The sequence below is a fragment of the Acidithiobacillus sp. M4-SHS-6 genome (assembly GCF_047421495.1).
Lineage (GTDB): Bacteria > Pseudomonadota > Gammaproteobacteria > Acidithiobacillales > Acidithiobacillaceae > Acidithiobacillus.
Genome location: NZ_CP175559.1, coordinates 155814 through 167451, shown reverse-complemented (window position 1 = coordinate 167451; position 11638 = coordinate 155814). Strand labels below are relative to the sequence as shown.

General features: G+C 57.6%; 10 protein-coding genes. 7 read left to right on the top strand and 3 right to left on the bottom strand.

Features of this window, described 5'->3' with window-relative positions; genetic code table 11:
* Positions 1–81: 81 nt before the first annotated feature.
* Positions 82–417 (top strand): hypothetical protein, encoded by a 336-nt coding sequence (locus ACJU26_RS00820; protein ID WP_414040675.1) that lies wholly within the window; start codon positions 82–84, stop codon positions 415–417.
* An 11-nt stretch (positions 418–428) separates the two neighbouring features.
* Here the strand turns inward: ACJU26_RS00820 and ACJU26_RS00815 are convergent, their stop codons facing one another.
* Genes ACJU26_RS00815 through ACJU26_RS00805 form a run of 3 tightly spaced genes read right to left on the bottom strand, consistent with a single transcriptional unit; the run spans position 429 to position 2993 of the window.
* Complete coding sequence (locus ACJU26_RS00815) at positions 429–1700, bottom strand: ATP-binding protein (protein WP_414040674.1); 1272 nt, start codon at positions 1698–1700, stop codon at positions 429–431.
* Between the two features lie 5 nt (positions 1701–1705).
* Positions 1706–2443: a response regulator gene (locus ACJU26_RS00810; protein ID WP_414040673.1), complete on the bottom strand. Its 738-nt coding sequence runs from the start codon at positions 2441–2443 to the stop codon at positions 1706–1708.
* A gap of 1 nt (position 2444) precedes the next feature.
* The gene (locus ACJU26_RS00805; RefSeq protein WP_414040672.1) at positions 2445–2993 is read right to left on the bottom strand and encodes a Spy/CpxP family protein refolding chaperone; all 549 of its coding nucleotides are present in this window, start codon (positions 2991–2993) and stop codon (positions 2445–2447) included.
* A gap of 215 nt (positions 2994–3208) precedes the next feature.
* On the opposite strand from ACJU26_RS00805, the gene ACJU26_RS00800 reads away from it, so the two are divergent.
* The 6 genes from ACJU26_RS00800 to rmuC all read left to right on the top strand — a co-directional run bounded on the left by ACJU26_RS00800 (position 3209) and on the right by rmuC (position 11637).
* A complete protein-coding gene (locus ACJU26_RS00800; RefSeq protein ID WP_414040671.1) occupies positions 3209–4642 on the top strand; it encodes a TolC family protein in 1434 nt (477 codons plus the stop codon).
* Positions 4639–5751 (top strand): efflux RND transporter periplasmic adaptor subunit, encoded by a 1113-nt coding sequence (locus ACJU26_RS00795; protein WP_414040670.1) that lies wholly within the window; start codon positions 4639–4641, stop codon positions 5749–5751. Before ACJU26_RS00800 ends, ACJU26_RS00795 begins: the two co-directional genes overlap by 4 nt.
* Positions 5748–8840, top strand: coding sequence for an efflux RND transporter permease subunit (locus ACJU26_RS00790; protein WP_414040669.1), 3093 nt, complete (start codon positions 5748–5750; stop codon positions 8838–8840). The genes ACJU26_RS00795 and ACJU26_RS00790 overlap by 4 nt, the downstream gene beginning before the upstream one ends.
* Before the next feature lie 107 nt (positions 8841–8947).
* Entirely contained in the window at positions 8948–9469 is a 522-nt protein-coding gene (locus tag ACJU26_RS00785) for a hypothetical protein (protein ID WP_414040668.1), read from the top strand.
* A 112-nt stretch (positions 9470–9581) separates the two neighbouring features.
* Entirely contained in the window at positions 9582–10037 is a 456-nt protein-coding gene (gene mscL, locus ACJU26_RS00780; protein ID WP_414040667.1) for a large conductance mechanosensitive channel protein MscL, read from the top strand.
* A 91-nt stretch (positions 10038–10128) separates the two neighbouring features.
* Positions 10129–11637 carry a DNA recombination protein RmuC gene (gene rmuC, locus ACJU26_RS00775; RefSeq protein WP_414040666.1) on the top strand — a complete coding sequence of 503 codons (1509 nt, stop codon included), beginning with the start codon at positions 10129–10131 and terminating at the stop codon, positions 11635–11637.
* Position 11638 lies beyond the last annotated feature (1 nt).

Below are 11638 nucleotides of genomic sequence, written 5' to 3'. Positions count from 1 at the left end.
ACCGCAGCAGCAGACAGATTTCGCAATCTGGTCGTCGCCTTGCTACAGTTAAGCAGCGAAACACCATGGGGGACCGAAGCAATGGAGCAAGAGCAATCATCCCAAAACTGGCGCTGGCTGATCGTGGTCATTATCCTGCTGTTGATAGCGGTTCTGGCCTTTTTCTTCTGGCAACATCAGCAATCGGCCCGGCAATCAACCAAGGCGGCTGAAGCGGCTGCCGCTGCGCGATTGGCTGCACCGACGGTTTCGACCGTGTCCGTGGCCAATTTCCCGGTGGGAAAACCCATCTCCCAGACAGGCACCCTGCAGGGGCCTCTCAGTGGGAAATGTGGCAATATTGCCTGGCACGATCTGAGTCCTGCGGCTGAAGCCAATTTGCGCAAATTGTGTCCACCACCCAAGCCGGCGTCCTGAACGGGATTGCCTTAGCGAGGCTGGCGCAAGGGGAGCAGCAACTCCGCCACCAGACCGCCATCGGGGGCATTGTACAAATGCAGGCGACCATTATGATAAGCCATGACCCGCTCGACAATGGCCAGGCCCAGACCAATGCCCCCACCCTTGCCCGCCTGGGCAAAAGGCGCGCGGACCTTGGCCAGTTCCGACTCGGGAATGCCGGGACCATGGTCCCGCACCCGGATCAGCACCTGTTGACCGGCTTTTTCAGCCTGAATATCCACCGGCCCTGCCCCATGGGTCTGGGCATTATCAATCAGATTCTGCAGGGCTCGCGCCAGGCCAACCTCCTGGATGGGCAGGGTCGGCAAGGAAGTGCTTGCCGGATGCCAACGCACTTCGGCCTGCTGGCGCAGTAGCAACTGCTGCAACCAACGACCCAGGTCCGTATCCACCAGCAACTCCTGCTCGCCACTGCGTGCGTAATCCATGAACTGATGGATGACCTTATCCATTTCCTGGATATTATCGATGATTTCCTGTCGGGCTTCTTCTCCGGCGGGCAAAAACTCGGCACTGAGGCGCATCCGGGTAAGCGGAGTACGCAAATCGTGGGAAACGCCAACCAGAACCATTTCCCGCTCCCGCCACAAGCGTTGCAAATCTCTCAGGGTTTGATTGAATTTTTCCGCCAGTCGGCGTAAGTCGGCTGGCCCCGCTTCCGGCAAATCTGCCGGTGTATCTCCACTGCGTAGATCATCCACCCCCTGCATCAGTCGGGTCAGTGGCCGCGTCACCTGACGCACCACCAGATAAGCGCCCAACCACGACAAGAGCAAAATGGCAGCAAGCTTGAACCGGGGTAATGGCAAACCCGCCGGACGCGGCATGGGCATGGCCAGGGCCAGGGCGGCTCCGGGACGGGTTTGCAACCACAAGGTGCCGGAGCGGGGATCAAAACGCAGCAGGGCATCCGGCCAACCCATCCGCCGAAGTTGTCGCAAGGCATTGACCAGAAACGGCATGGCAGGATGGCGTCCGTGCATTGCCGTAGCCGGCAGTACCTGCAAGCCTTGCCGGGACAAAATCGGCTGTATGGCGGCGCGCTGCGCGGGACTGAGGGTTTCGCTCAGAGTCAGAATCCGCGCCCAATTCTGGGCCATGTGTTCCGCCTGGGGATTGGTCTGATAAATATTGAAAAACCAGTACACCGCCAGTTGACTCAAAAAAAGCAGCCCGGCAATAATCAGAAACATCCGGTTGAACAGGGTGTCCGGCCACCAGACCCGGTTTTTTTTCATGTGTTTTACGCTTTATCTCCCTCCGCAGAGCCCTTGGCACCATCGGGTACCAATACATAACCCCGTCCCCACACCGTTTGTATATAACGCGGATCTCCCGGATCCTTTTCCACCATGCGCCGCAGCCGGGAAATGAATACATCCACCCCCCGGGAACCGGCAGTCACCTCATCACTGCCATGACTCATGGCCAGCAGGCGTTCCCTGGACAAAGGTTGCCAGGCATGACTGGCGAGGGCATGCAAAATGGAAAACTCGCTGTCGGTCAGGGAGATTTTCTCCTCTCCCCGCCACAGGCTGCGAGTGTCCAGGGCCAGTCGAAAAGGACCGAATTCTATGGCCCCGGGCGCGGGATCCGCCGTCCGGATTTCCTGGCTACGGCGCAGCACCGCTCGGATCCGGGCAGTCAGTTCACGGGGTTCAAAGGGCTTGGGCAAATAATCATCGGCGCCAACATCCAGGCCTTCGACCCGGTCACTGAGATCGCCACGGGCAGTCAGCATGATGATGGGCAGATGGGGCTCCTGCTTACGCAGACGCCGACAAATACTGAAACCATCCTCACCGGGCATCATCACATCCAGCAACAACAGATCGTAATACTCCCGCTCCAGGTAGCGATCCATCTGCTGACCCGAACCCACGGCATGAACGGCAAAACCCTGTCCCTCCAGATAACGGACCAACATGGTCCGCACGCGGGGGTCATCATCTACCAGCAGGATCTTACCGTTCTCTGCCATTTTATTTTCTCCAGGGTCCGGGGCGAAGGCCCTTATCCTGCGCCATCTTGACCACTTCCTGCCACTGTACCGGGGTCAGGATCTTGTGCAGGTACTGGACCTGCTGAATCCCCCGATCCAGCATCATTTCATGATCCTTGAGCACTGCGGCTTTCAGGGGTGCCAGCGCCGCGCCGGATTCCCCATTGAGCAGGGCCTGGCGCAATGCCTTGTTGTGCGCCAGCATGCCCTGGCGCCAGGCCGGAAAGTCCTTGCGCTGGGTATTTCGCCAGTTTTTCAGATCACTCTCCTGGGCAGGGGTCAACTTCAGATCAATGGCGTTCCGCCAGACAATGGGCATCAGCATAGGCACGGGCATGTTCTGCATCCAGGGGCCGCGCATGGGCCCTTGCCGCCAATACCCGGGATGACATCCCTGCATCATTCCCCCTTTCATGGGACCATATCCGGCCATGGGTGGTGGGGGCGCGTCTTCGGCAAATGCCGGCACAGTGGCCATGCTCAATGCCGCAATCATCAGACCGGATACCGCATATTTCAGTTTTGACATCGCATTGCTCCTCGTTTCTCAGGGGGAAAGGCCTTTCCCTTTCCGTGAGACCCACCTTAACGACTCACCACCTCGGTTGCCAGCAGCAAATTGTCAACAATTGTGAATAAGGCGCCGAATCCATTCACACTTTGCAACAATTTCGGATGAAATCCTGCTTCCCTCAATCAAGCTTTTTCCGGAAAATGCAGGCTCCCAGAACGAGGAGCCTGAGCGTGCCCCCCCAAATGCCGAGTGCCATCGTTTGCGTCTTGTTGCTCACCTGCGCCAGCCTGCATCAGGCAAGCGCCGGGGCGATGGGCTGGGCGACCGATCCTTTTGATACCGATGGCGGAATCAACCAACAACCCGGACAGCCCTGGACGGGACCGAGCAAACTGCCTGCCGTTCCCGACGCACATAGCCTCAATCCGGCGGAGCAGGGCAAGGTCTGGAGCCTTCCCCAACTGACCGCTTATGCCCTTGCCCATAATCCCCAGACTGCGGCGGCCTGGGATGCCCTGCGTGCCCAAGCCGCTGGCGTCGGTATCGCCGAAAGTGCCTGGTTGCCGACCTTGACCCTGAACACCAGCGCCTCCCGCCGCCAGTCCGCCTCCACAGCCGGCTTTACCGTGCCAGCCCGCAACAGTGTCAATCCGAATCTGACCCTGAGCTACACCCTCTGGGACTTTGGCCTGCGTTCCGCCAAAACTGCTGCGGCCAAAGCCCAGGAATGGGTGGCGGGCTTCACCCAGAATCAGGAAATTCAGTCCGTAGCCTTTAGCGTGGCCCAGGCTTATTACCAGGTACTGGGCAACCAGTCCCTCCTGCTGGCCGATGAAAAAACCGTCGCCGAGAACCAGAAAAACCTGGAGGCCGCCGAAGTCATGCACCGGGCGGGCCAGGCGACGGTGGGATCCTTATACCAGGCGCGGGCCGCCCTGGCCCAGGCACAGTCCACCCTGGCGGCCCAGCAACAGACCTTGCGCAGCAGTCAGGGGGTCCTGGCCAGCACCCTCGGTCTGAGCCCGAAAACCCTGCTCAAAATTCATCCCTTGCCATTGAATCAAACGCCCCCGGAACTGCATGATGCCGCAGAAACCCTCATGCACGCCGCCCTCAGCGCCAACCCGGCCCTGCAGGAAGCCCGGGCCCAGGTTGCTGCCGCCCAGGCCAATGTCCGCAGCGCCAAGGCCAGCGGCCTGCCCAGCCTCGGGGTGAGCAGTTCTTATGGCTATCTGTTTCAGGGCGGTTTTCAACCCAGTGATACCTGGACGGTCGGTTTTACTCTGACTGTCCCTCTGTTCACCGGCTTTAATAATCATTATCAGATTCGCCAGAACGAAGCCCTGCGCGATCAGGCAGAAGCCAATCTCGCCGCCAGCCGCAACAGTACCGAGAGCACGGTTTGGCAGGATTATCACAATTTTCAGGGTGCCACGGCGGCCTGGCCGGGAGCCCGCAGCGGCTTGGAAAATGCGGAAAAAGCCCTGGAAGTTGTCCAGGCCCAATATCGGGTGGGGCAAGCCACGATCCAGGATGTTTTACTGGCAGAATCCACTCTGGCCCAGGCCCGTTACACCCTCATTCAGAATCTGGTCAGCAGTTATGTGGCACTGGCGCAACTCAGCCAGGCCGTGGGCATGCCTTTGGGAGCACAAAAACCGTGAGTCGTTACCCGCTGATACTTCTCCTGAGCGCCGCTGTACTGGGCCTCACTGGCTGTCAGGGCAAAAACCAACATGAAATTCCGCCCCTCCAGGTCGAGCTGGTCACCCCGCAAGTACAAGACATGACCCATTACATCGGCTATCTGGGGACGGTGACTCCCGTCCAGACCGTCACTGTCATTCCCCAAACCTCAGGGCTTTTGCAAAGCATCTCCTTTACCCAGGGGGCCATGGTCAGCAAGGGACAACTCCTCTTTACCATTGATCCCGCGCAAACCCAGGCAGCCTTGGCCCAGGCCCAGGCCAAACTAGCGGCCGATCAGGCCACGGCACGCTACAACCGCAATCTGGTCGAGCAGGAGCGACCCCTGGCAGAAAAGGATTTCATTACCCGCCAGAGCTTTGATCAGGCCGTTTCCCAGGCCCAGGCGGCCAGCGCCCAGGTAGCCGAGGATCAAGCTGCGGTGCAGCAGGCCCGGATTAATCTTTCCTACACCCGGATTGTCGCGCCCATCAGCGGTCGCATCGGACTGGCACAGGTCAAGGCCGGCAACCTGGTGGTCGCCAATCAGACACCATTGACCACCATCAATGAAATCAGCCCCATCACCATCAACTTCAGCGTCCCCCAGGCAGAGCTGGGTGCGGCACGACAAGCACAAAAGCAAGACAGCCTGCTTCCCGTCACGGAGGAAAATGGAGGCAACACCCTGGCCCAGGGCAAACTGACCTTTATCGACAACACCGTCAGTGCCAGCACAGCCACGATCAGCCTGCAAGCCACCGTGCCCAATACTGACCTCAAGCTCTGGCCAGGCCAGTATGTTCAGGTGCAAATGCCTGTCCAGCATGTCGAGAACGCTCTGGTGCTCCCCGTCGGCGCGGTGCAACAGGGAAGTTCGGGTCCCTTCGTCTATGCCATAGACCAGGGTAAGGCCAGCGACAAACCGGTTCAGGTGCTCTGGGAAACGGGGTCACAGGCCGTCATCAGCGGCATCCCCCGCACGACTCAAGTGATTTTCCCTCTCCCAGCCCGCATTTATCCCGGTGCGGCCGTGCAGGTCCAAGATAAAGCCTACAGCCATGCGCATTCAGGGAAAGCATCATGAATTTCTCTGCGTTGTTCATCCGCCGCCCGGTGATGACGGTCATCATCATTCTGGGTCTGGTGTTTTATGGCATTTTCGCCTTTACCAACCTGCCCGTAGCCCTGCTGCCCAGCGTCGATTTTCCGACGGTCATGGTTTCCGCCAGTCTGCCGGGAGCCAGTCCCCAGACCATGGCCAGCGCCGTTGCCACTCCGCTCGAAAAACAGTTCTCGTCCATTCCCGGACTGTCTTCGATGAGCTCCGTCAACAATCAGGGCTCGACCCGAATCATCCTGCAGTTTGACCTCAGTCAGAATATTGACGTACCCACCCAGAATGTCGCCAATGCGGTGACCCAGGCCAGCCATCTCTTACCTCCCGGTATGCCCAGCCTGCCTTTCGTCAAACAGCTGAACCCTTCTGCGGCACCCATTGAATTCATCGCCCTTTCCGCCCCCAACATGCCCATCTATCAGCTCAACCAATACGCGGTAGACAAGGTCGTACCGGCCATTTCCGGGATTCCAGGGGTAGCCCAGGTACAAATATTCGGCGAACAGAATTATGCCGTCCGTATTCATGCCAATCCTTTCGCCATGCAGGCTCATGGCATCTCCCTGCAGGCGTTGAGTGCGGCCATCAGCAGTCACAATGTCAACCTGCCCCAGGGGACCGTATTAGGCGCTGTACGCAATTATGCCGTGAATGTGCATGGACAGCTCCACGATGCCCAGGCTTTTGCCCATATGCCGGTCAGCTTTGCCAATGGTGTCGTGGTACCTCTCGCGGCCATCGCCGAGGTGCGCAATGGCGTCGACAATGACCAGATTGCCAGTTGGATCGGCAATCAGCGGGCCCTGATTCTGGCGGTCGTCCGTCAGCCCGATGCCGATACGGTGGCCATTTCCGACACTATCGGAAAACGCTTGCCAGCGCTCAGCGCCAGTCTGCCGGGCGGGGCGAAAATGACGGTCGTTTACGACAAGGCCGATTATATCCGCGCTGCTGTGGAAGAAGTGGAAATCACCCTGCTGCTGGCTTCCCTGCTGGTGGCTGGCGTGCTCTGGCTGTTCCTGCGCCGGGGCAGCCCCACACTGATTGGTGCGGTGGCTATTCCAGCCTCCATTCTCGCCACCTTTGCCGTCATCTATGAACTGGGCTACACCCTGAATACGCTGACCCTTTTAGCTCTGACTTTGGCGGTGGGTTTTGTGGTGGACGACGCCGTGGTCATGCTCGAAAATATCACCCGCCACGAAGAAAATGGTGAAGAACCTTTTCAGGCGGCCATCGTCGGCAGCCGGGAAATTGGTTTCACCGTAATTTCCATGACCCTGTCCCTGGCGGTGGTGTTTCTGCCCTTTTTGGTGATGGGCGGCATTATCGGCCGCCTGTTTCGTGAATTTGGCGTCACCATCGCCATTGTCATTCTGATGTCGGGACTGGTCTCCCTGACCCTGACGCCCATGCTCTGTGCCCGCTATCTGCAGGTGAAACATGCCCATCCCAGTCGCTTTGAGCAGGGGTTTTCCAGACTGCGCGACTGGTACGGACGCAGCCTGCGCAGCACCCTGCAGCATCGTGGCTGGGTTTATGGCGCCGCCCTGCTCAGCTTGCTGGGCATGATCGGCCTTTTCATCCTCCTGCCCAAGGGCTTCATTCCCAGCGAGGACAGCGGCATGATCATGGGCAACCTGGAATATCCCCAGGGAATCTCCTTCAGCCAACTGGAAGATACCCAGCAACGCATTGCCGCTGCCGTGGGTCACAACAAGGCCGTGCAAGCCGTCATGTCCAGCGCCGGACAGGGAGCCGGTGCTTTTGGGTCAGCCAACAAAGGACGCCTGATCATTCGCCTGAAACCCCTTGGGCAAAGGGCATCAGGCGAGCAGGTCATCGCCCAGCTACGCCAGATTGTCGGCCGCTTTCATGGCGTGGAGGCGAGTTTCCAGTTACCGCCCGCCATTCAGATGGGACCAGTCTCCTCCCAATCCCACTATCAGTACATCCTCCAGAGCGAAGATCAGGACAGTCTTAACGCAACAGTACCCAAACTGGTAAAGGCCCTGCGCAACATTCCGGGGATCCAGGCCGTCAACAGCGATCTGCAACTGGCCAACCCCGAGATCGAGGTACACGTCCTGCACCAGCGCGCCCAGGTCCTGGGAGTAACCCCCCAGGGCATTGAACAGGCCCTCAATTTTGCCTTTGGCGGCACCCAGGTCGGCACCATTTACGCCTCGACCAATCAATACGAGGTCATCCTCGATCTGGAAAGGAAATTCCAGGAAAATCTCGGCGCCCTTTCGGCCATCAGCATTCCCGGCAGCGCCGGTCTGGTGCCCTTGGCCGCTATCGCCCATTTTGCCTATGGCGTTGGACCCTTAAGCATCAGCCATTATGACGGTCTGCCCAGTGTCACTATTTCCTTCAATCTGGCCCCTGGCGTTTCCCTGGGAGATGCCACCCAAAAGGTCCAAAAAACCGCCGCGCAGATTCTGCCCGCCAACGTGCAGGGGGAGTTCGGCGGTTCTGCGGCGGCTTTTTCCCAATCCACCAGCACCCTGCCCTTGTTGCTTTTAGCGACGGTCGCCCTGATTTACGCCATCTTGGCCATCTTGTATGAAGATTTCATTCACCCCTTGACCATCCTCACCGCCTTGCCTCTTGCCGGTTTCGGCGCATTGCTGGCTTTGTGGCTATTTCATCAGGAGCTGGACTTATTCAGCTTCGTGGGCATCATCATGCTCGTCGGTCTGGTCAAGAAAAACGGCATCATCATGGTGGATTTTGCCGTACATCGGCGTCGTGAAGGCGCCACAGCAATAGATGCCATTGTCGATGCCTGCATGACCCGTTTCCGGCCCATCATGATGACCAACCTCGCGGCCATACTGGGAATTCTGCCCATCGCCATCGGCATTGGCGCCGGTGCAGAATCCCGAGTGCCTCTGGGCATAGCTGTCGCCGGAGGCATCATTGTTTCGCAATTCCTGACACTCTATATCACTCCGGCTTTTTATGTACTCTTTGAAAACTGGAAAGGACGCTGGCGGCGCCGTTCCCCAATCATCCCCAGTAAACCGACAGTTTCCGGAGATCATCTATAGACCTGATTTTTGCAATGCCAGTACACCCTATTTTTGCGGATAAGTTCTGTAGTATCACGAAATTGTGATATATAGCGGACAACTATCCGCAGAAGTGAGAGTCCGCAATGCCTGCAAAAATCCTGTTATTACTTGCGCTGGCCAGTCTGGCTGGATGTGCCACACAACCCCTCCCCATGCCTGATCACGGGGCGAGCAGCGCCGCCACCCAAAGCGCCCGCCTGGCACAGGAAAAGGCGAAACTGGCGGAACAGCGCCTGGCCGCCATTGCCGCACAGCGTGCCAGTGCCGAGCGACAATTTTGTCCCAACTGGCAGCAGGCATTACTCCGCGCCCGCAATAACGCTATTGGCTGCGCCAAGATGCCGGTCAACGCCCAGTCCACCTGCTGGCAGGCCGTTGCCCAGTGGGCCAATGAAGAAAGCCAATATTTTCATGCCCTGCGCCCCCTGTTTACCGAAAGCCCGTACGCTGAACCTGCCGAACATGCCGCCCGCTTTTTTGATTTGGCCCAAAGCTGGGCCATGACCTGTGAAGATGGTGGAGCGGCCTGTACCCAGGCTTCCGGACACCAGCAAATGGATCAGGAAAAAAAGCAGGTCAACCAGTTCTGCAGTCATTCATCCTGATCAATGCCTTGAGCCATTCCTCGGAAAATGCGTATGATTCAAACAGACAGAAGCCACTGTCTTTACAACCAACTACAAGAATCTGCTTTTCCATGCCAAAAAAGGGGGAAACATGTTCAAAGACTTTATGAATGATTTTAAGACATTTCTGCAGCGCGGGAATGTCATTGATCTGGCCGTCGCCTTTGTCATTGGTACCGCGTTTTCTGCCATTGTCACGGCGCTGGTTGGAGACATCATCATGCCGCCCATTGGCCTGCTGCTCGACAAGGTCGATTTTTCCAATTTGTATGTCATTCTGAAAGAAGGCAGTACCCCTGGCCCCTACCTGACCCTGGCCGCAGCTAAAAAAGCTGGCGCCGTTACTTTGAATTATGGCCTGTTCATCATGGCCCTGATCAGCTTTTTCATCATCGCGCTGGTCATATTTTCCATGGTTCGCGTCATCAACAAGCTCTACGCAAAACCTGCGGCTCCGATTTCCACCAAAAGTTGTCCCTATTGCCTGTCCAGTATTCCCCTGGCGGCCACTCGTTGCCCCAACTGCACGTCCCAACTGGAATCCTGACCAGAGTCTCGGGCGTCGGGCGAAGCCGTGGTGCCAGCTTCGCCTTTCTTCGATGCTTGTCGTATGCTGGTGATTCCTGACTTTTTAGGGAATGCATCTGGTGATCTGGGAATTTTTTCTGATTTTTCTGGCGGGGCTTTTGCTCGGTCTTGCCATTCAGTATGTTTTGAGCCGGCAAAATTTACGTCGCCAAGAGGACAGTACGAAAACCCTTCAGTCCCAACTGGAGCAAGTCATTAGTGAACTGCGTTCGCAGCTTCAGGAGCAGCAAACAGCCCTTCTCAAACAAAATGAATTGCGGGTCAGGGCAGAAACTGAAAACCAACAGATTCCCTCACTCCATGCGGCCCTCCATAGCGCCCAGGCCGAAACCGGGCAACTACGGCAAACCCTGGGCAGCTTGCAAGGACAACTGGCCGAATTACAGGAGCGCCTGGAACAGGAACGCTTGCGCAGTACGGAGAAGCTGACGGTGTTGGAAGAGGCCCGCCAACGTCTCGCAGACACTTTTCAATCCCTTTCTGCCGATGCCCTACGCCGTAATAACCAATCTTTTCTGGAGCTTGCCCGGGAAAACCTGGAACGCTTTCAGGAAAATGCCAAAACCGACTGGGAGGGGCGCCAGAAAGCCGTTGACCAGCTGATCGAACCCATTCGCGCCTCCATGGAAAAGGTCGGTCAGCGCATGGAAGCCATGGAAAAAACCCGTATCGATGCCTATGGAGCCCTGAATGAACAACTGCGGGGTCTGGTGCAGGACCATCTCCCGCGCCTGCATCAGGAAACAGCTTCCCTGGTAAAAGCCCTGCGGCAACCGGCAGCACGAGGACGCTGGGGAGAAATGCAGCTTAAACGCGTTGTGGAAATGGCCGGGATGCTGGCCTATTGTGATTTTACCGAACAGGCAAGCGTGCACACCGAAAATGGCCAACAACGTCCGGATATGCTGGTGCGGCTCCCTGGCGGCAAACGTCTGGTAGTTGATGCCAAGGCGCCCCTCAATGCCTATCTGGAAGCCATGGAAAGCGATGACGAATCCAGGCGTCAGCATTTATTGCTCAAGCATGCCCATGAGCTGCGCAGTCACATGACCCAACTCAGCAAAAAATCCTACTGGGAGCAGTTTCAGCCCACCCCGGAGTTCGTCGTACTGTTCGTTCCCGGCGAGGTGTTTTTCAGCGCCGCCCTGCAGGCGGATCCTTCCCTCATTGAATTTGGCGTCGAACAAAAAGTGATTGTCGCCAGCCCCACCACCCTCATTGCCTTGCTAAGGGCTGTTTCCTACGGCTGGCGGCAGGAGTCCCTGGCCGAAAATGCCAAGGCCATCAGTGAGCTGGGCAAGGAATTGTATGATCGCCTGCATACCCTGGCTGGTCATTGGAGCCGGGTGGGCAAAAATCTGGGGCAGGCAGTGGATGCCTATAACAAGGCTACCGGTTCCCTGGAAGGACGCGTACTCAGCTCGGCCCGCAAGTTTCGGGATCTCAAAGCCTCTGCCGAGGATAAGGAACTTACGATCCAGGAACCTGTGGAAATCAGTGCCCGCCATTTGCAGGCGGACGAACTGATTGGCCGGGAACCATCATATCCCGATGACTAGA

What these genes read in the sequence shown, in the direction of transcription:
- ACJU26_RS00785 (WP_414040668.1), top strand. Translation starts at nt 8,948, where the DNA reads ATGCCTGCAAAAATCCTGTTATTACTTGCGCTGGCCAGTCTGGCTGGA.
- rmuC (WP_414040666.1), top strand. Translation starts at nt 10,129, where the DNA reads ATGCATCTGGTGATCTGGGAATTTTTTCTGATTTTTCTGGCGGGGCTT.
- mscL (WP_414040667.1), top strand. Translation starts at nt 9,582, where the DNA reads ATGTTCAAAGACTTTATGAATGATTTTAAGACATTTCTGCAGCGCGGG.
- ACJU26_RS00810 (WP_414040673.1), bottom strand. Translation starts at nt 2,443, where the DNA reads ATGGCAGAGAACGGTAAGATCCTGCTGGTAGATGATGACCCCCGCGTG.
- ACJU26_RS00820 (WP_414040675.1), top strand. Translation starts at nt 82, where the DNA reads ATGGAGCAAGAGCAATCATCCCAAAACTGGCGCTGGCTGATCGTGGTC.
- ACJU26_RS00815 (WP_414040674.1), bottom strand. Translation starts at nt 1,700, where the DNA reads ATGAAAAAAAACCGGGTCTGGTGGCCGGACACCCTGTTCAACCGGATG.
- ACJU26_RS00790 (WP_414040669.1), top strand. Translation starts at nt 5,748, where the DNA reads ATGAATTTCTCTGCGTTGTTCATCCGCCGCCCGGTGATGACGGTCATC.
- ACJU26_RS00805 (WP_414040672.1), bottom strand. Translation starts at nt 2,993, where the DNA reads ATGTCAAAACTGAAATATGCGGTATCCGGTCTGATGATTGCGGCATTG.